This window comes from Hugenholtzia roseola DSM 9546, assembly GCF_000422585.1.
Taxonomy (GTDB): domain Bacteria; phylum Bacteroidota; class Bacteroidia; order Cytophagales; family Bernardetiaceae; genus Hugenholtzia; species Hugenholtzia roseola.
Window position 1 is genome coordinate 21,046 of record NZ_KE383884.1, and the last position, 19,199, is coordinate 40,244.

18 protein-coding genes are annotated in these 19,199 nt (G+C 37.6%); all 18 read left to right on the forward strand.

Annotated features, from left to right (window positions below):
* Positions 1–5: 5 nt before the first annotated feature.
* Complete coding sequence (gene cas10 / locus G500_RS0116885) at positions 6–1,997, forward strand: type III-B CRISPR-associated protein Cas10/Cmr2 (protein ID WP_027003410.1); 1,992 nt, start codon at positions 6–8, stop codon at positions 1,995–1,997.
* Positions 1,994–3,094: a type III-B CRISPR module-associated protein Cmr3 gene (cmr3, locus tag G500_RS0116890; protein WP_027003411.1), complete on the forward strand. Its 1,101-nt coding sequence runs from the start codon at positions 1,994–1,996 to the stop codon at positions 3,092–3,094. The genes cas10 (G500_RS0116885) and cmr3 (G500_RS0116890) overlap by 4 nt, the downstream gene beginning before the upstream one ends.
* A 24-nt stretch (positions 3,095–3,118) precedes the next feature.
* On the forward strand, positions 3,119–4,309 hold the full coding sequence (locus G500_RS0116895; RefSeq protein WP_027003412.1) for a hypothetical protein: 1,191 nt from the start codon (positions 3,119–3,121) through the stop codon (positions 4,307–4,309).
* An 89-nt stretch (positions 4,310–4,398) separates the two neighbouring features.
* Positions 4,399–5,427 carry a type III-B CRISPR module RAMP protein Cmr4 gene (cmr4, locus tag G500_RS0116900; protein ID WP_027003413.1) on the forward strand — a complete coding sequence of 343 codons (1,029 nt, stop codon included), beginning with the start codon at positions 4,399–4,401 and terminating at the stop codon, positions 5,425–5,427.
* A gap of 4 nt (positions 5,428–5,431) precedes the next feature.
* A complete protein-coding gene (gene cmr5, locus G500_RS0116905) occupies positions 5,432–5,803 on the forward strand; it encodes a type III-B CRISPR module-associated protein Cmr5 (RefSeq protein WP_027003414.1) in 372 nt (123 codons plus the stop codon).
* Positions 5,800–6,981 carry a type III-B CRISPR module RAMP protein Cmr6 gene (cmr6, locus tag G500_RS0116910; RefSeq protein ID WP_027003415.1) on the forward strand — a complete coding sequence of 394 codons (1,182 nt, stop codon included), beginning with the start codon at positions 5,800–5,802 and terminating at the stop codon, positions 6,979–6,981. The genes cmr5 and cmr6 (G500_RS0116910) overlap by 4 nt, the downstream gene beginning before the upstream one ends.
* Positions 6,982–6,992: 11 nt before the next feature.
* Entirely contained in the window at positions 6,993–7,520 is a 528-nt protein-coding gene (locus G500_RS0116915) for a hypothetical protein (protein ID WP_154657206.1), read from the forward strand.
* Between the two features lie 86 nt (positions 7,521–7,606).
* Complete coding sequence (gene cmr1, locus G500_RS0116920) at positions 7,607–8,716, forward strand: type III-B CRISPR module RAMP protein Cmr1 (protein WP_027003417.1); 1,110 nt, start codon at positions 7,607–7,609, stop codon at positions 8,714–8,716.
* Between the two features lie 125 nt (positions 8,717–8,841).
* The gene (cas10, locus tag G500_RS0116925; protein WP_027003418.1) at positions 8,842–10,683 is read left to right on the forward strand and encodes a type III-B CRISPR-associated protein Cas10/Cmr2; all 1,842 of its coding nucleotides are present in this window, start codon (positions 8,842–8,844) and stop codon (positions 10,681–10,683) included.
* Positions 10,683–11,846 carry a type III-B CRISPR module-associated protein Cmr3 gene (gene cmr3 / locus G500_RS0116930; RefSeq protein ID WP_027003419.1) on the forward strand — a complete coding sequence of 388 codons (1,164 nt, stop codon included), beginning with the start codon at positions 10,683–10,685 and terminating at the stop codon, positions 11,844–11,846. The genes cas10 (G500_RS0116925) and cmr3 (G500_RS0116930) overlap by 1 nt, the downstream gene beginning before the upstream one ends.
* Positions 11,846–12,946 carry a hypothetical protein gene (locus G500_RS0116935; protein ID WP_027003420.1) on the forward strand — a complete coding sequence of 367 codons (1,101 nt, stop codon included), beginning with the start codon at positions 11,846–11,848 and terminating at the stop codon, positions 12,944–12,946. The genes cmr3 (G500_RS0116930) and G500_RS0116935 overlap by 1 nt, the downstream gene beginning before the upstream one ends.
* Before the next feature lie 129 nt (positions 12,947–13,075).
* The gene (gene tnpA / locus G500_RS0116940; RefSeq protein ID WP_027003421.1) at positions 13,076–13,525 is read left to right on the forward strand and encodes an IS200/IS605 family transposase; all 450 of its coding nucleotides are present in this window, start codon (positions 13,076–13,078) and stop codon (positions 13,523–13,525) included.
* A 185-nt stretch (positions 13,526–13,710) separates the two neighbouring features.
* The gene (gene cmr4, locus G500_RS0116945) at positions 13,711–14,676 is read left to right on the forward strand and encodes a type III-B CRISPR module RAMP protein Cmr4 (protein WP_027003422.1); all 966 of its coding nucleotides are present in this window, start codon (positions 13,711–13,713) and stop codon (positions 14,674–14,676) included.
* Positions 14,677–14,682: 6 nt separating this feature from the next.
* Positions 14,683–15,063 carry a type III-B CRISPR module-associated protein Cmr5 gene (locus tag G500_RS0116950; protein ID WP_027003423.1) on the forward strand — a complete coding sequence of 127 codons (381 nt, stop codon included), beginning with the start codon at positions 14,683–14,685 and terminating at the stop codon, positions 15,061–15,063.
* Between the two features lie 12 nt (positions 15,064–15,075).
* Positions 15,076–16,176 (forward strand): type III-B CRISPR module RAMP protein Cmr6, encoded by a 1,101-nt coding sequence (cmr6, locus tag G500_RS0116955; protein ID WP_027003424.1) that lies wholly within the window; start codon positions 15,076–15,078, stop codon positions 16,174–16,176.
* Positions 16,177–16,222: 46 nt separating this feature from the next.
* Entirely contained in the window at positions 16,223–16,612 is a 390-nt protein-coding gene (gene csx20, locus G500_RS0116960; RefSeq protein WP_027003425.1) for a CRISPR-associated protein Csx20, read from the forward strand.
* A gap of 155 nt (positions 16,613–16,767) precedes the next feature.
* On the forward strand, positions 16,768–17,955 hold the full coding sequence (gene kbl / locus G500_RS0116970) for a glycine C-acetyltransferase (RefSeq protein WP_027003426.1): 1,188 nt from the start codon (positions 16,768–16,770) through the stop codon (positions 17,953–17,955).
* 511 nt (positions 17,956–18,466) lie between these two features.
* Positions 18,467–19,186, forward strand: coding sequence for a hypothetical protein (locus G500_RS0116975; RefSeq protein WP_027003427.1), 720 nt, complete (start codon positions 18,467–18,469; stop codon positions 19,184–19,186).
* The last annotated feature ends 13 nt before the right edge of the window (positions 19,187–19,199 follow it).

The following is a 19,199-nucleotide window of genomic DNA, read 5'->3' on the forward strand; positions in this document are numbered from 1 at the left end:
CCATAATGACACATCTTTTCCTTTTCACCATCGGACCCGTCCAGTCTTTCATAGCACAAGCAAGGAAGACTCAAGATTTGTATGCGGGGAGTCGGATTTTGTCTGTGTTGATTACGCAGGCAATGAAAGCCCTACTAACAGAATGCCCTAAAACCGAATTCGTTTTTCCCACAGATATAAACTCTGATGCTAAACCCAACCGCTTCACTGCTGTTGTATCAACAGATAAAGATATTCAAAGCGTAGGCAACAAAGTCAAGGAAAAAACGGAAGAGTATTTTGTAAAAACCTTAGGCAAAAAAGTTTTGGAATTGCAGCCCGATAGCATTGACCAACTCAACGACTTTTTGAAAGTGTATTGGGTGGCACACGAAGTAACGCTTGATGCCCAAGGCGAGGTGGTAAACTATGCGAATGAAATCAAGCAAGCCGAAAAACTACTTGGTGCCACAAAAAACATTCGCTACTTCTCACAATTAGAAGAAAAAGGGCGTAAATGCGCTTTGAATGGTGAGTATAATGTGAAGTTTTATCGTTTGTCTGATTCTGATAGACGTAATGCCACTGCTCAATTGCAAAAGCTAAAAAATGATGTCGGATATGAACCTCTACAAGATGAAATCAACACTTACATCATAAAAAATAAGCTCTTTGTTGATGAGGAGAAAAAGGTTTTCATAGTTTTAGAAAATGACGATGATACAATGCCCTTGAAACTCTTACAAGAAGGGGAAGGACTTTGTGCAGTTTCACTTTTGAAAAGGCACTTCGAATTTGAAGATGAAAATGCTAAAAACTTTCCTTCAACTGCAAAAGTAGCCTTATTAGACACTTTAAACAAAAACCAGATTGCACAAACTTATATTGACCTGATTAGAAGCCTAAACAGAGGCTATGCAGATGAGCAGATTTACTATGAAGAAAACTTGACTCAGAAGTATTTACAAAAGCAAGGCTACAAAAAATTGCAAACAGAACTAGGCTACAAAAATTTGAAAGACAACTTTGACAGAATGAAAAAAAGTGTCAAAGATGATAAGCTCGCTCTTTCAAAATATTACGCTATCCTCGTCTTCGATGCCGACGGCATGGGAAGTAAATTAGAAAAATGCAAAAGCAAGGCAGAACATCAAAAGTTGTCAAAACTTTTGGGCGATTACGGCAAAAAAGCAACCGATTTTATCAACGGTGATACCGATTATGCCCAATACCCCAAAGTACAAAGAGGCAAAACCATTTACGCAGGTGGAGACGATTTTTTAGGCTTTTTGAACCTCAACCACTTGTTTGATGCAATGCAGGCACTTAGGGAAATGTTTGATAAAGAAGTAAATTCCGAGCTTGATAAGTTAGGTTATACCGATTTGAAACTCACCTTTTCCGCAGGTGTGGCTGTCGCCCATTACAAAACGCCTCTTTCCGAAACTTTGAACTATGCACGTGCGATGGAAAAAAAGGCTAAAAAGGTCGAAAATAAATCTGATGAAAAGATAAAAAAAGACGCTTTTTCGATTGCCGTACTCAAACATTCAGGAGAAATCCACGATACTACCTTTCGTTGGCAGGAGGGGGAGTATTGGAGTACAGAAGTACTTCAAATGACTACTCAGCATCTTAAAAACAAAGATATTTCAGACAAATTTATAATAAACTTATCTGAAAGCTTTGCCAAACTTTTAAATAAAGAAGGGGCTTGGTGGTTTGATAAAGTTAAGCAAAATCAGATTACGGAACAGCAAAAGGATAGCTTAAATGCTATTTTTAAACTTGAATTAGAGCGTTTTGCCAAAAGAGCCAAGACCAAAGGTGCGCCTCTCGATGTGGAAGATTTCTGCGACAAGTTAAATACGCTTTACGCCAATCATCTTCCTTTTGATTTGAATGTTCAAAACTTTTTAAATGCCCTGCACATTTGCGAGTTTATTAGCAGGCATTTGAATAAAAACCAAAAGGAAACTCTAAATAATTCACAACCTAAAACTGCCATTGCACAATGACCATAGAAATTGAAGCCTTAGACACGCTATTTTTCCGAGACGGAAAACCATTCAGTATGGGCGATGACGCTTGGGCAAACAGTATGTTTCCGCCCTTGCCGAGTGTTTTATATGGTGCTATTCGCACCGCTTATATGGCGCAGAAAAACATTGCCATTGATGACATCATCAAAGAAACTGAAAATTTGAGGATTAAGCAGATTGCTTATAAGGTTACAACTCTTGCAAGAAACAGCAGAAAACATGTAACTTATTTATCTTATCCGATTCCGTTAGATTTAGTAATGGAAAAGGATTTTGATACTCTTGCAAAAATCAATGAGAAAGAATATAAAAGCTATGATGTAAGGCTAACTACGCAAGTAGCCCGCCCCTATTGTCATCTTAATCATCTTTCACTTCAAACCGAAAAAATACTCAGTTACAACAAAGAGGTTGAGGTTGAGAATATCGAAGACGGAATTTTGACTGATACCGCTATTAACAACTACTTAAAGGGAAAGATTAATGGTTCAATTGAAGCTACCAAAATTTCAGATGCGTATAAGACCGAAGCCAAAATTGGGATTGCAAGACAAAATACGACGAGAACTGCTGACGAGGGGAAATTGTACCGAATGAATATGTTACGTCCCAATGATGTAAAAATTTGTATTGAATTTACAGGCTTAGATGATTTTGCACCAAAAGGATTGCTACGTTTAGGAGCTGAAAACAAGTTAGCTGTTTATGAAAAGACTGAAATACATGTCTTAAACACTCCAAAAGAGTTAGGTGAAAATTTCAAAATATATTTGGCAACCCCTGCTATTTTTACCAACGGTTATTATCCAACTAAAGTATTTGAAAACGCCAATTTACAAGTAGAACTTACGACTTGCGCAGTAGGAAAGTATTTGAATGTTGGCGGCTTTGATATGCAAAAGCGCGAACCGAAGCCGATGCAAAAAGCAGTGCCTGCGGGCAGTGTGTATTATTTCCGTTTGAAAAAAGGAAATTTTCAAGACTTAGTAAAACAGTTGCAAGAAACGGGTATTTCGGAAACCGAACAAAGCCAAAAAGAAGGTTTTGGCATCGCTTATATTGCAAAAATTTAATTTACTCTTAAACAGATAAGTACCATGAAAACCATCATCACAACCGTTGGAACATCGCTTTTTGAAAACTACAACAAAAAAGAAGTTGAAGATAAGTATGGAAACTATGAAACTATTTTTACCGAATACGAAACTCTTCGAGATAAACGCAGTGATGCAAGCGAGTATGATGAGGAGGGAACAGAAGAAGAAAAAATAATCCGAGTTATTAAAAACAAATGGTTTAAAGGCATTACTAAAAAAAACAAGCAGTGGACTTTTGAGTCTGATGCTTTGAATGAGTATGCTTCGGCGGAGATTGAGAGTATATTGGCAATTCAGAAAGAGGCAGGCGAAGAAGTTGAGGTGCATCTTTTGGCAACGGACACGGTTTTGTCGCGTTTAGCTGCGGAGCTAATTTGTACTTGGTTCGACGAAAACGATAATCGCCATGTTTCTGTAACATTCAATCCAAATCAAGATGTTATCAAAGAATTACAAGTAGAAGATGGTGAACGTTTTAAAAAAGGGTTGGTAAATCTAAACACAAGGTTTTATCAAATTGCACAAAATTCAATTTTGGGTGGGCAATTTGATGATGTGATTATCAACGTAACGGGAGGCTACAAAGGAATAATTCCTTACCTCACAATTTTAGGGCAAATCAATCAATCGCCTATCAAATACATTTTTGAAAATACAGGCGTACTGATTACCATTCCGCAAATTCCCATTCAATTCAATGAAGACCTATTTGAAAAGCATTGGGAAGTTTTATCAAAGTTAGAAAATGATATGTTGAATAGTGCAGACCATCGTCAACTTATCCAAGATTTAGGCGGCTGTTTTGATGTGGCTAAAAACGGCGATTTTATGTTTAATTATCTCGGCGAGGCACTTTGGGGAAGATACAAAAGTAAGTTTTTTATCTTTTATGCACCTGATGAGGTTTGGAATGAAATACAAAAACAAAAAGACATTCAACGCATTATTGCAGAAAAGTTATCAAAAGAAGAGGTACGTAAAGGCTCAAAAAATGAAAAGAAGGGCGATAAATGGTGTTATGACGATGGTGATAATGACAATAGAATTTACAACCTGACAACCAATGACGGCAAATATGTTATTTACAAAACTTTTGAAAGTGAAGTAGATGCAAGGAAATACATAAATGCCACTGTTGATTTTGAAAGCCTAATTAAGTATTCAAAACCAAGAAAAGTGACAATCGAGTAGCTATCAAGCAACGTCTTTGACAAGAAGTTTTCCTAAAATTTTCTCAGATACAGACTAACTCTTAATAAAAAAATTAAAACCTTAAAACAATGTATCAAACCGCAAAACCTTTATTCTTTCGCACCGAAACGCCCCTACACGCAGGGAGCGGTAGCGACTTAGGGCATATTGATTTGCCCATTCAGCGTGAAAAACATACGGACTTGCCCAATATCCAAAGTTCAAGCCTCAAGGGTGCTTTCAGGCAGAACTTGGAGCAGAATGTAACAACTGATGAGGACAAAATCGGTGTTCATTTAGTTTTTGGCTACGACGGCGACGGGAAAGACAACTTTCCGAATGAAGTAAAAAACTTTTTCAAAAATCCCGAAGACAATGATTTTTCAGGCTCTTTGGCTTTTACCGATGCTCGTTTGCTCTTTTTTCCCATCAAGTCTTTTAAAGGTGTTTATGCTTTGGCGACTTGTGAGCAGGTGATTACCAAGTTAAAGAGAGAAATGAACCACATTTGTAACCTTAGTAATGCCATCACTGCCAATATTAAAGATGTGGCAAGTGACAAGATTGCTGTTGCCAATGCAAATTTCTTGTCAATAGGTGAAAAGAACAAAGAAAAAGTAATCTTGGAAGAATACGCTTTCGAAATTGAAACATCTCAAAATGCTGAAATTGGTAAGTTAGTCAATGAACTCAATACGCTAATGGGCTGTGATGCCAATTCCGACATCACAAACCGCTTAGTCATTTTACCCAACGAAGTTTTCCGTGACTTTACTCGTCTTTCTACCGAAGTAATTACTCGTATTGCAATAGATAATGCCACAGGCACAGTAAAAGGAACAGCTCTATTCACCGAAGAATACCTGCCTGCTGAAAGCTACCTTTATACGATTGTGGCATCGAGTAATGTCTTTCAAAAATCTGAAAAAGATGACGACAAAGACAAGAAAAGGAAAGCATTATTTCCGAAAGTAAAAAAGGATAATCAAGATTTGCCTATGACCTCTCACGAACAAGTCATGTCTTTTTTCAAAGACAAATGCAAAGATGTTATGCAAATCGGTGGCAGCAGCACACTCGGTAAAGGAATTGTCAAACTCTTTAAAAACCAACTCTAAGACGATGGCTATACAAAATTTAGAACAAAAGAGGTTGATTTTTGCAATGACAAATGCAAAAAAAGATAAACCTTATGGTGTAATGGTTAAAAAAGTACCTGCACTAATTCAAACGAACGGTTTGCTCTATACTTTGGCGTATTTGAAAAAAGAAAAGCCTGATGTTTTTGAAACAATCCGTAAATGGCATGTTGTAGAACACAACAATTTCAGTTTTGAAAAAACAGAGGCAAAAAAAGATGATAACTTTTTAAGTAAAATTCTTGATGAGAAAGAATTTTCGGACAGCGATGTTAGATTGCTTACCTTAGAAACACTCAACTTGCTTAAATGTCTAAAACGCTTTGTAAGTGATGAAAAGGAGGAGGACGCATGACACCAATCATAGGAAAATTCAAAAACTTAACTAAGAATGGTCTTTCAGGTTTTCTTGAAAGTCCTGAAGGCGACCTGTTTTTTAACCTCTCACAAGCCAAAAGAGTAGGCTTTTCTGAAAGTGATTTTGTGAAGGGTAAAGATTTTGAGGTTGAAATTGAACCAAGCGATAAAGGAGGTTTTAGGGTTAAAAATTTTATCAGGAAGTTTGAGCAAGGAAAACTTAATCAATCCGAAGATAATCAAAAGTTAGCCAAAAACTTTCGAGTACAAAGCTTGGACATCAATTACAATTTATGGCTCAATAAGCCACATCGCGCTTTGGTTGGCTCCATTTTTTCTGATGGTGTCGCAAAATTAGAGCCAAGAAAAAAGCTAATTGAAACGAAAGGTCTTAAAAATCCACAAGGGTTTCAGTTCTTTGCAACGGAAGCGAAAGAAACAGATTTTTTGGAGAAACTAAAATCTCGCCACATTTCCAACGCAAAAACCCTTTTAGGCGAAAACAACGTGGCTACCTCCATTTGTCTAAAACCCGATTGGCGTTTGGCTTTGGGTATTGGCGGTGCTTCGGTCTATGAAACTTCTATCACGCTGCACCACATCTACGGCATTCCGTATATTCCCGCAAGTGCCGTGAAAGGGATTGTAAGGAGTTTTATCATTCAAGAAAAGTTTGATGATAAAGAAGAAGATGCAATCCAATCCCAAGAGTTTTGCGATATTTTTGGTTGTTCCAAAGACCACGAAATTATCAAAAACAAAAAGAAAAAAAAGTATCCAAGCTATTACAAGGCAGACCGAGAAGGTAAAATTACCTTTTTTGATGCCTTTCCGATTGATAAAATCAATATCAGTTTGGACATCATGAATGTGCATTACAAGGATTATTATGATTCGCAGGATAAGAACGAAGATGGAACATATAAAAAAGGAAGTGTCAAGCCGCCTGCCGATTGGAGCAATCCGACAATCATCAACTTTTTGACTGTTCAAAAGACGAACTTTCAGTTTTTAGTCGGAGCAAAGCGTGAAAGTGATTTGTATGGCACTGACGCAAATACCCCTTTAAAAATCGACAATAAGAATATTGTTGAATGGCTCTCCGCTGCCCTCACCCAAAAAGGCATCGGCGCAAAGACAGCCGTTGGCTATGGTTATATGACAAAGGAAACTTAATTTTTAGTTTTATGATGGAAAAATATCTTGCACAACTGATAGAAGACCTGCAAGCAGCGGCTCACAAACCGCTGCCCATTCCCGATTACAAGACATTGCACCCCGACCACCCCGCCTTAGAATATGAAGGACTCGATTATATTGTGGCTTGGGAAAATACAAAATATAGCCCGATTGTCGAGCTTTTCGGTATTCCGCACGAGGCATTTCCGCCACCTGAAAAGCTAACCGAAGCGCAGGTAGAACAGCTTGTAGAGGTCATATTTGAGTTTTTCCACCAAAGGCAAGTTGAGATTTCTACACCCGACACAGACCCTCCTAAGGAACTGATTTACAAAGCCTTATGCAACTACTGGAAAGAGGGTTCTTTCGCACTCCTGCCCCAAGACAAGGATAGCTGGACACAGGTAAGTCTATGTAGTTACAATACCGAACTTTGTTTTTGGGGCGAATACTGCGAATGTATCGGACTCTACGACCACGACCTCGAAGACTTCGAAAATTTCAAACCTTCCGACGATTCTCAACTGCCTTTTTAAAACTAAAAATATTGATTATTTACTTGCAAGTATCAAAAAAAAATTTTATACTTGCAGGGTAGTCTTTCAAATCTAATTTCTTTCCCATGAAAACAATCACTTTTACCTGCGAAACCATCACGCCTATGTTCCTTTCAGGAGCAGATGGCACTACCCCCGAATTGCGTCCGCCCTCTATCAAAGGGGCGTTGAGGTTTTGGTGGAGGGCGATGAATGGGGAGTTAGCTCAAAATGAAATCTATTTAGATTTGAAAGACGAAGAGCAAAATATCTTTGGCGGTGTAGGCGGTTTTGTGGCAAATGACAAAAAAACCGATGCCTTGAAAAGTAAATTTAATGTAAGAGTAAGCAATGTGCATTATGATTTTCCTACAACCATTCAAGAAAGAGATTTTGATGGAAAAGGAGGTTTAGAATACTTCTTTTACCTAATTGCAGCTGAAATGACTCAAAATAATCAGGCTTTCACAAAAGCTAAATTTGATGTCATCATCACTGCTTATGAAGAAGAGGACTTGCTACAAGCATGTGCCAGTTTTTGGCTTTTGACTTATTTCGGGGGTTTGGGTTCAAGAGCAAGGCGTGGAGCAGGTAGTTTTGAGATTTATCTTGTGGAAGACAAAGAAAATATTTTAGAGGGCAAGCTCAAAATGATGCCTGATAATCCTTCAAGAAGTTTTCTTAACGAAGGTTTGAAACAAGTTTCTGCTATTTTGAAAAAAGGAAGTGGGAACGTTTCTAAAAAGTATAGCACCATTCAGCTCGATAAAATTTATATCGCTAAAAATTCAAAGAATAATTGGAAAGAGGCTTTGAATGAGATTGGTGCATCGATGAAAGACTTTCGAACGGATACAGAAAGAAATCCTAAACAGAGAAGATTTACCCAAAAAACACTGAATCAAAAAGCAGCCTTTGGCTTACCCATTTCAGTAAGGAATGAAGGTAGTAATGTGGAGTTTGATAACCCAGTTGATTTCAATCACCGCTCTTCGCCTCTTTATATTTCAGTAGTAAGGTTGAAAGATAAATTTTATTGGACTTTGGTACATTTACAAGGTGAATTTATGCCGCCTAATACCAACATTAATTTTCAGTCAAACGCGTATAACCAGACTTTTAATTGGCAAGATGTTGATAATCAACTTATCAATAAATTTATTAAAAACAATATTGAACCTAATTCGCACAAATAATCCACGAAAACCTCCCACGAATAAATTCGTGGGCTATATAAAACGAAATCTAATCCACGGTTTTAATCGTGGGATATTAAACAACCCACGATTTTAATCGTGGGCTTCACAAACAAAATACAAATATGAAATACCTATTCTTACTCACCATATCCCCTGTGCAGTCTTTCATAGAACAGGCACGAAAAACGCAAGACCTTCGGGCAGGCAGTCAGATACTTTCAGACTTGATTGACTTTGCAATCAAAGAAGTTGAAGGAAGCACTAAAAAAGAAGGTTTTGAATTGATTTTTCCAGATAGTTCGGTACAATCCAAGCCAAACCGCTTTTTGGCGATTATTGAGACTGAAGAGAAAATGCAAGTCTTTGGAGATACACTCAAAGAAAAAATTCAATCTCATTTTTTAGAACAAGCGGAGCAGTGTTTGTCTAAAACAGGATTCTATGCAAACTGCAAAGCCCAATTAGAGGATTTTTTCAAAATCTTTTGGGTTGCTAAGGAGTATAAAGACAATGAACCGTATGAACCTCAGCACGAACGCATTGAGCAACTCTTAGGGGCAGTAAAAGCAAATCGCCCTTTTAAGCAATTAGAAGAAAAGGGTAGAAAATGTAGCCTCAATGGTGAATTGAATGTCAAGTTTTATCGCCTGACAGATAAGGAAAAAGAAAGTGAGGTAAAAAAAGAAGACAAAAAACTTTTTACCAAAGAGGTCTGTGTGGTGGGGTATAAAGACTCTAAAAAGATAAACCTTGAAGACCTACAAGCAGGTGAAGGGCTTTGTGCTATTTCTTTTCTGAAAAGGGTTTGGAAAATCAAAGAAAGTTCATTCCCTTCTGTTTCAGAAATTGCTTTGATGAATGTCATCAACCAACTCAAAGAAACAAGAGAAGCAGATGTACTGAGTTCAATAAAGTTGATAGCAGCCATCAATGAACAATTTTTCTATGAAGATGCCCTAACTCAAAAAGAGTTTGACCGTGTGATGGAAATCTCAAGTCAAAAAGGGAAAGCAAATCTTGAATCCATCAAAGAGTTACAGGGTAACATAGCAAGAGCCGCTAAAAAACTAAACCTTCAACTCTCAAAATACTACGCCATTCTCGTTTTTGATGCTGATAGTATGGGTAATAAACTAAAAAATAAACCCAAAGAGTACCAAAAAGCTCTTTCTAAATGCTTAGGAAATTTTGCTGCAAAAGCTACTGACTATATTGATGGTAAAAAAGGTGAGGTTCAAAAAGGCAAAACCGTTTATGCGGGTGGTGATGATTTCTTAGGCTTTATCAATTTGGATTATCTCTTCGAGGCAATGAAGTGGCTCCGAGAAGGTTTTGATACCACTATTAACAAAGGAATGGAAACCGAAGGACATGAAAGCCCCAAACTAACCTTTTCGGCAGGTGTCGCCATAGCTCACTACAAAACCCCTTTGAGCGAGGTATTGAGTTGGGCAAGAGCTTCGGAAAAATTAGCCAAGAAGAAATACAACTATGCAAAACCTGCTAAAAATGCTTTTTGCCTCTCCGTACTAAAAGGTTCGGGTGAAATCCGTCAATCTACTTGGAAATGGTCTTATGAGGAAAATAATCTAACCGCTACCCTTGATATTATTGGCGAATTAGTGCAAAAATTAGTCAATGAAGAACTCTCAAGCACTTTTATCAAGAGCCTGAATGTAGAATTTAGGAAGTTGATTGGTGAAAATGGAACAATCCCGACTATTCATAAACCTATATTGGAGTGGGAGCTACAAAGACTCATGGTTAGGGCAAAAAATAGTGATAAATACAAAGGTAGCCTTTCAGATTTGACTTCAAAAACTTTTGAGTTAGTATCAAACGAAAATGCTACAAGAGTTTCCAAAGACATTGATATTAGGAATTTTACCCAGCTCTTAGATGTCGTAGATTTTTTGCATCGTCATATCAATCCTATTTCCCAACTTGAAACCACAGAAGCCTAATGATACTACAAATTGAAGCCGTAGATACCCTGTTTTTCCGCGATGGAAAACCCTTTGAAATGGGTGATGAAGTTTGGGCAAATGGCATTTTCCCACCTCTGCCTTCGGTCTTTTATGGAGCAATCCGTACTACTTATTTTTCACAATATCCTGAAAAACTATCTCTTGTAAATACCGAAAATGACCCTACCAAAAAGTTGAAAATTAAGGGTGTATATCTTTTAAAGGGTACAAGACCACATTTCACAATGCCTACTGAAATGGTGGAAAAAGAGTTTTTGGTGCAAGAAGGAATGGAGCAAAAGGAAAGTCGAGCATTCTACGAAAACAATCCTATCCAAAATGAAGTGGTTTTTAGTTCTAACCCTTTGTTTCTAAATCCCTACGGCGAAGTAGAGGGAGCTAATGGATTTATAGAGAGAGGACTTCTAAACAAATACTTAAAAGATGAATTTGAAGCTACCAAAGATTACTATGAGTTGAATAATTACATTTCAGACGAATACAAAGTAGGCATAGGTAGGCAAAATGCTACCCGAACTACAGAAGAAGGGAAACTCTATCGGGTCAAGCTCAATCACTTGGAAACCATAGAGCGTGCAGGAAAGGAAATTCGTCGCAATAAAACCTACTTTTTAGTCGATATAAATCTTGAAGTTTTGGGAGGAGACTTTAAACCTAATTTCTTGAAACTGGGCGGCGAAAATAAAATAGCCTTGTGTTCTAAATATGACAAGGCAATCAAAATAGAACAGCCTGAAATAGGAAAGTTCTTTAAACTTTATTTCCTAAGTCCTGCAATTTTTAAGAAGTCAGAAGATAAAGAACATCGAGGCGAAGGGGGATGGCTGCCTGATTGCTTTGTGCTTGACCAAACTCAAAAAGCCTACATTGGCACGTGGAAAGGAGTAAAACTCAAACTTCTCCGCAGTTTTGTAAATGGCTCGGTAGCTGTGGGAGGCTTTGACGTTAAAGAAAAGCAGCCTAAACCCATGTACAAAGCCGTACCTGCGGGTACAGTTTATCATTTTGAAATTTTGGAAAACTCTTACAGTTTGGATATACATCAAGTTTTCGGCAATCTTGATACCCCTCTTTCTGATGAATATGCGGAACAGGGATTCGGTTTGTCTATTGTCGGATTTTTAAACGAAACAAACTAATGAAGCATATTATAGTCATTACCACAGTTGGCACTTCCATGTTTACGAACTACAAGGGAAGTGAGCATTACAAAACCTCTTGGGACAGAATCAAAGACCAACCTTTTAAAAATTGGGACGATTTTGAGGAGGATATTGAGGAAGTACAAACCACTATTGAGGCGTGGAATGGATTTTCTTGTGCCGAGTTGCAAACCTTAAAAAAATTGCAAGAAAGACATGAAACTGTTAGTACCTACTTAGTAACGTCAGATACCATAACGAGCTACTTAGCAGGTAAAATTTTGGAAAAAGCATTGGCTCAAAAAAACATTACAGTTCAAGAACTCAAAAAAATTGAAGAATTTGATGTTTTGAGTAAAGATAAATTTAAAATTAGACGAGGGTTTGACAATTATGTAAAATACCTGATTGAAACTTACGTGGAAGGCTACAATATTTCTGGTGGTTACAAAGCTATTATTCCTATCACAACACTAATAGCATCACTCAAAAAGGCTTCATTATTCTACAATTTTGAGGACTCAGAGATGTTAATAGAAGTTCCGCCATTTCCTTACGATTGGCAAATAGAAAGATTTGAAAAATTTGAGGAGTTCTTCAAAAAAATTCAAGAAGAGGGTTTTATTAATATCGAATCTTCTGAGTATAAATCTTTTTTAGAAAGTATCCCTTTACCTGAAGACCGCAAACTACTACAAACCCTTACTATAATAGAGGATGATTTAATCTGTGAAAGCCAGATAGGAAAGATTTACAAAAAAGCTTATGAAGAAAACAAAAAGTTAGAACTTATTGAAACTAAATTAGAACCCGAGGTCAAGGATTTTAAGTTAGCTGATACTCATCACGGAAATAATAAACTTGAAAAATTTTGGAAGAAAATACGAAAATCTAAATATATAATTTCTTGTGTAAATTCTATCGCTTGGGATAGTTATGCAAGAAGTTTGATAGGTAAAAAAGATAACAATGGACAGATAGAGGTATTTCTGTATTGGGAGGATGAAGGGTTTGGTATGAAAATTCAAACTACTGGTAGAAATCTTCGAGAGACTGAAAAAATTGCAGAAATACTTGAAAATGAGTATGATAAATAAAATTATATTCATTTCATTAAAATCGTGGATTACATCAGACGGCAACAACAAAGCCCACGAATTTATTCGTGGGGATAGGAAGAATAGACGAACCCCAAACCGTTTTCACGGTTTCAAAAACAGAGAGTTATGGCACATTCTTACGTCAAAATATGGGTACATGCGGTTTTCGGCACAAAGTATAGGCAAAACCTGATTGTACCCGAAATCAAAAAAACAGTCCATCAAATCATCATAGACGAGTTGAAGGGCTTAGGTTGTTCATTAATGGCTATCAACAGTATGCCTGACCATGTACACATTCTATTCTTGTTAAACCGAAACAAAAACATTGCTGAAGTGATGAAACAAGTCAAAGGCGGAAGTTCGTATCGAATCAATCAACAAGACTTGACTCCTGAAAAATTTGCTTGGCAAGTGGGCTACGGAGCATTTTCAGTAAGCGAGTCTGTTATTGATAAGGTGAAAGACTACATCAAAAATCAAGAGATGCACCATCAAAAACTAACCTTTCAAGAAGAATACAAGCGTTTTGTGGAGCTGCACGGATTCATTTTTGAGGGAGATACAAACGGTTAAAACCGTTTGGTTGGCTGCGGATACGTCAGCCCCACGAATAAATTCGTGGGCTATATCCAACCACAAACGAACCGATGGAAAACCAAACAACGGAACAACAAAACCCACGACTTCAGTCGTGGGAAAAAAAGACAACACGATTTTAATCGTAGGAAATTACAGAAACGAAACAAAATCATAAATATATGTACAAACTCGCAAAACCGTTATTCTTACATTGCCAAAGCCCGATGCACGTAGGCTCTGGTTCAGATTTGGGCTTAGTAGATTTGCCCATTCAACGTGAAAGCCATACAGGTTTTCCCAAAATCGAAGCCTCTTCTTTAAAGGGAGCTATTCGCGAACACTTTGAGGGAAAGGCTACCAATGATAACGACTGGTATGATATTCAGTTAGCTTTTGGCTTCGACAAAGACAGTCTTCCACCCAATGTAGAAAGCAAATTTAAGGACAGCAAAGACCGTGATTTTTCTGGTGCTTTAGCTTTTTCAGATGCTCGTTTGCTATTCTTTCCTGTAAAATCTTTCAAAGGCATTTTTGCTTATGTAACCTGTCCGCAGGTTTTGACAAGATTTAAAAATGATTTGAAAATTTGTGGAAGGCAAGATACAAACATCAACGCCTTACATGATGCCCTTAAGTTGGTAGGAATTGAAAATACAGTAGCTGATAAGAACCACCTTTGCACTAACAACGGTGTAGATGAACTTCAAGTTATTTTAGAGGAATATGCCTTTGAGGTCACAGAAAATGAAAATACAAAGGCATTAGCCGCCGCTTTATCCGAACACTTGGAAATTCATATCGATGAGAGAATTGTGATTCTGCCCGACAATGTATTTTCCGACTTTGTAAAACTCTATACCGAAGTCATCACCCGAAACAAGATAGACAATGCCAAAGGCACGGTAGCCAAAGGCGCACTTTTTACGGAAGAGTATCTGCCTGCCGAAAGCATCTTGTATTCACTCATCTTTGCCAATTCTATCTTCACTGCCAACGATGAAAGGAAAGGTTCTTTTGTAAAAGATGAAAAAGAAAGCGAAGAGCAAAAAGTGCAGAAATACTTTGCTTCAAAAGTCAACAACTCTTTCATGCAAATAGGCGGAAACTCTACACTTGGTAAAGGAATTGTAAAAACCAAATTTTAAAACACTATGGAAAACCCAAGACTCAACATTGAACAACAAAGGGCAAAGTTTGCTTTTGACCATAGAACAAGCAAATTAAGTTCAAACTATGATGCAATGGTGAAAAAGTTGCCCGCTTACGTTCAAACCAATGGTTTTGTCTATGCAATGGCTTTTTTAGCGGAAAAAGACAAAGGAGTCTTTGAAACCATTTGGAAGTGGCATTGTAATTCATCGGAAAATACAATGAAATTACCTGCTCTGAACGGGATAAGCAAAGGAAATTTTTTACCCGTTTTGATAAATCTTGAAGATGAGAAAATAAGGCTCATTACTATGGAAACCCTTGCCCTTTTCACTTGGTTACGCCGATTTGTCGATGATGAAAAAGCTACTGAACAATCCTAACCCCATAAAAACATGGCAATCAATTTCGCTTTGGCTTTGAATAAGCCACATAGAGATAATCACAAGAATTGGACAATTCAGCAAGGTGCGAATTTGAAAAAACTCAGTGACAGATTTTTTACAAAAGATAATAACGGTGTAATAATCAAAAAGGAATTGGATAATTTCCCATTCCAAGGTGTTGATTTCGCTGCTCTCGAAAAGAAACAAGTAAGTGCCGTTAAATCCCTTTGCGGTGAAAAATATGGTTTTATAGACTTTGAACCCGATTGGCGTTTTGTCGTTGGTTTGGGAGGTGCTTCAGTCTATGAAACGAGTATCACCCTGCATCATATCTACGGTATTCCTTACATTCCCGCTACTTCCATCAAAGGAGTAGTGAGAAGTTGGTATCTTTTGGATAACTACTATGATAAAAAACAGGAAATGGAGGGTTATGCCATTCAAGAAGACGAGGTTTTTTGTAGGACATTTGGCTGCCCCAAAGACTTAAAAGTTGGCGATAAGACTTTCAAATCTATTTTGAAACATAAAGGGGAAAGTAGTGAATTTGAAGGAAATATCATTTTCTTTGATGCTTTTCCTCTAACCGCTCCGAAACTCAAATTAGACATCATGACTCCACATTATCAACCTTATTATTCTGATAATGAAGGGAAAAAACCACCTGCTGACTATTATAGTCCCACTCCAATTCCTTTTCTGACCGTTGAAAAAACTGTATTTAGAATGTATTTTGGAGTCAAAAAAGAAGCGAATAAAGAGTTTGTGACCACTACTCGCAGTTGGCTCGAAAAGGCTTTAAACGAAAAAGGAATTGGCGCAAAGACAGCCGTTGGCTATGGTTATCAAAAAGTAGAAAAAATCGAAAAAGAAAGACCAAAAGAGCCAACATCAGACAACTTTGAACCCCAAGAAGGAGCTGAACTAACTGTAAGGGTTGAACAACTTTCAGGAGGAGTACCACTAGCTGTGCTGCCTAAAAAAATGGATTATAGAAAAATTGACAAAGCTCCTTCAGACATAAAAGTAGGAGATAAAGTCAAGGTTAAATGCAGGATGAACGCAAAAGGAAAGTTTGATTATTTTATATTTATCTCCAAAGAAACTTAGTAAAACTTAGCCTACGGTTTTAACCGTGGGCTTTAAAAACTAACCCATGACCCTCCACCTCCTTTTTTCCCATGCCCTTACTGTCGAGCAGGTTTCGGACGCACGAAATAGCTTGGGCGTGGGGCAGATAGAAACGCTGCCTGCCGACTTGCAGGTGCTTTTTAGCAATGTCCCGCCCGATTTGGAAAGTTTGCAAGCCTATGCCGAGCCGCTTTTGGCGCATATCCGAAACCACACCCAAGTAGGCGACTACCTACTTATCCAAGGCGATTTCGGCATGACAACCCTGCTGGTGAGCTACTGCCTCAAAAATGGCAGAATCCCCCTTTATGCCACCACCGAAAGGCAGTCGATAGATGAAGTACAACCCGATGGCAGCATCAAGACGCAACGCATCTTCCGCCACAAAAGGTTTAGAAAATATGAGGCTTTTTAAAAAAGCCTATTCAAAATCAAAAGTCTTTGTCCGCACAAAGGCTTTTCTTTTTTAGCCGCAAAGGGCGCAAAAAAAAGAGGCATTTGGCAAAATCGCTTTTTTTCAATATTTTTGAGCCAGAGAAATCATTTGCTCACTTTGCCCAAACCTTTCCTATGGATACCTTACAGCCTTTCCTAACCCAAGAAATAGAAGACCTCAAACAAGCAGGACTCTACAAAAAAGAACGCATCATCACAACCCCACAAGCCGCCGACATCAAGACCACCGACGGCAAAGAAGTTATCAATTTTTGTGCAAACAACTATTTGGGGCTTTCCTCACACCCCAAAGTCATCGAAGCCGCCCACCGCGCCCTCGATACACACGGATTCGGACTTTCCTCCGTGCGCTTTATCTGCGGCACACAGGATATTCACAAAGAACTCGAAAGCCGTATCGCCCGCTTTTTGGGTATGGAAGATGCCATTCTCTACGCCGCCGCCTTCGATGCCAACGGCGGACTCTTTGAGCCTCTCTTTGGCGAAGACGACGCTATCATCTCCGACGAACTCAACCACGCCTCTATCATCGATGGCATCAGACTTTGTAAAGCCAAGCGTTTCCGATACAAACACAACGATATGGCAGATTTGGAAGCCCAACTCCAAGCCGCACAAAGTGCCAAACAGCGTGTTATCGTTACTGACGGCGTATTTTCTATGGACGGCACGATTGCACAATTAGACAAAATTACCGCCTTAGCCGAAAAATACAACGCCTTAGTGATGATGGACGAATGTCATGCCTCTGGTTTTATGGGAAAAACAGGCAGAGGAACGCACCAACACCACAACGTAATGGGCAAAATTGACATCATTACAGGCACTTTCGGAAAGGCATTAGGTGGGGCTTCGGGTGGCTTTACGGCTGCTAAAAAAGAAGTTGTAGAAATTTTGCGCCAACGCTCACGCCCTTATCTTTTCTCTAATACCCTTGCCCCTGCTATCGTTGGTGCTTCTATTGCCGTATTAGACCTTTTAGAAGAAAGTACAGATTTGCGCGATAAATTAGAACAAAATACAAAGTATTTTCGAAAAGAAATGACTGCCGCAGGTTTTGATATTCTAAAAGCCGAACACCCCATTGTGCCTGTTATGCTCTATGAAGCACCCTTAGCACAACAGTTTGCCGACCGCCTCCTCGAAGAGGGCATCTATGTTATCGGTTTCTTCTATCCTGTCGTACCCAAAGGCAGAGCGCGAATCAGGGTACAAATTTCGGCAGGACACGAGCAGCACCATCTGGAAAAAGCCGTCGCCGCCTTTACAAAAGTAGGAAAAGAGTTGGGCGTGATACAATAAAGCCTATTTCTGTGCTTTTTCAAAACTTTCGTTGTGCCAAAAGGCGGTTTCACAAACTCAAATGCCTTTTTCATAAAAAACAAAAAATGCCGATTCCTTTTTTCAATAGCTTTGTATCATAGAGAGCGGACAAGAGTCCCACTTTTAGCGTTCTGCGCACCACCAAAGGCGCAACCTCTCGCAAGCTGTGTAGTGAGTATGTTTGTCGATTTGTTTCAAATCAGATACAACATATTTTGGAAAAAGGAGCAATAAACCAATACCAAACAAGCCTTCTCGTATCGAGGAGGCTTGTTTTTTTTGTATCTATAACCTTTTTCCGAAGCAATAAAAGTCCCCAAAGGCAAAAATGCGCCCAAAAATGACTCTATTTCAGATAAAATCACACTAAAAGGCAGCCTACATTTGCGTTTCTACGATAGTTTAGATAACTTAGAAACGCTTGAGAAAAATGCACTCGAAGCAACCTTAGTAAAATATTACAAAACAATATACTATTTAACACAAAAAAATGAAAAAAAATATATTATACATGCTTATTTTTATTTTACTGCCAACCTATGCGGCATACTCTCAAAATAATATAAAATGGGAACTAAATTTAATCAATAATAAAAGAAACATATTTCATATAAAAAGTAATCTAAGCTCTGATATAGAGGATACTATTTTTTTTGACTTGCGAACTTTATCTGCTCATTACTCTAGCTCTTTAGTAAACAGTGAGAATATAGACTACTTTGCTTATCCAGAAGATTATATTAAATACACGTTTGAAGACAATATAAATTTAGATAGTATCATATTAAAAAATATACTTTATCCAATCATAATTATAGAAGACGAAAATAATAACTTTAAATATATATATAATAATATTTGTAAAAATTTTACAAATAAAATACCAAAATATCCAACAAATTATGAATTTTCTAATTGTCAATTTGTAGTATTTAAAAAAGACAATAAATTTTGCAAAATACACAACTTATTTTTTCATAAAAAACATTTAAAGGTAACTAATAAATCTAAAAAAGTTAGATTTAGATACTATTATGCGAATTTGAATGAATTGAAAATTTTGGACTCTAATAAACCAACACGAACCTCATTTTTAGGTATCAGTCTTTTTAGTATAGATGATTATAGCTTATGTGATTCAAATTTTATAAATAATTTATCTAACATAGATTCGTTTTACATTATATCAAACTGGATAAATTTGCAATAGTATGTATAATTAG

Bases quoted from the DNA above. Each gene is read 5' to 3' on its own strand.
- cmr3 (WP_027003411.1), top strand. From the start codon at position 1,994: ATGACCATAGAAATTGAAGCCTTAGACACGCTATTTTTCCGAGACGGA.
- tnpA (WP_027003421.1), top strand. From the start codon at position 13,076: ATGGCACATTCTTACGTCAAAATATGGGTACATGCGGTTTTCGGCACA.
- cmr4 (WP_027003413.1), top strand. From the start codon at position 4,399: ATGTATCAAACCGCAAAACCTTTATTCTTTCGCACCGAAACGCCCCTA.
- csx20 (WP_027003425.1), top strand. From the start codon at position 16,223: ATGACCCTCCACCTCCTTTTTTCCCATGCCCTTACTGTCGAGCAGGTT.
- cmr1 (WP_027003417.1), top strand. From the start codon at position 7,607: ATGAAAACAATCACTTTTACCTGCGAAACCATCACGCCTATGTTCCTT.
- cas10 (WP_027003410.1), top strand. From the start codon at position 6: ATGACACATCTTTTCCTTTTCACCATCGGACCCGTCCAGTCTTTCATA.
- G500_RS0116915 (WP_154657206.1), top strand. From the start codon at position 6,993: ATGATGGAAAAATATCTTGCACAACTGATAGAAGACCTGCAAGCAGCG.
- G500_RS0116950 (WP_027003423.1), top strand. From the start codon at position 14,683: ATGGAAAACCCAAGACTCAACATTGAACAACAAAGGGCAAAGTTTGCT.
- cmr5 (WP_027003414.1), top strand. From the start codon at position 5,432: ATGGCTATACAAAATTTAGAACAAAAGAGGTTGATTTTTGCAATGACA.
- cmr4 (WP_027003422.1), top strand. From the start codon at position 13,711: ATGTACAAACTCGCAAAACCGTTATTCTTACATTGCCAAAGCCCGATG.
- kbl (WP_027003426.1), top strand. From the start codon at position 16,768: ATGGATACCTTACAGCCTTTCCTAACCCAAGAAATAGAAGACCTCAAA.
- cmr3 (WP_027003419.1), top strand. From the start codon at position 10,683: ATGATACTACAAATTGAAGCCGTAGATACCCTGTTTTTCCGCGATGGA.
- cmr6 (WP_027003424.1), top strand. From the start codon at position 15,076: ATGGCAATCAATTTCGCTTTGGCTTTGAATAAGCCACATAGAGATAAT.
- G500_RS0116935 (WP_027003420.1), top strand. From the start codon at position 11,846: ATGAAGCATATTATAGTCATTACCACAGTTGGCACTTCCATGTTTACG.
- cmr6 (WP_027003415.1), top strand. From the start codon at position 5,800: ATGACACCAATCATAGGAAAATTCAAAAACTTAACTAAGAATGGTCTT.
- G500_RS0116975 (WP_027003427.1), top strand. From the start codon at position 18,467: ATGAAAAAAAATATATTATACATGCTTATTTTTATTTTACTGCCAACC.
- cas10 (WP_027003418.1), top strand. From the start codon at position 8,842: ATGAAATACCTATTCTTACTCACCATATCCCCTGTGCAGTCTTTCATA.
- G500_RS0116895 (WP_027003412.1), top strand. From the start codon at position 3,119: ATGAAAACCATCATCACAACCGTTGGAACATCGCTTTTTGAAAACTAC.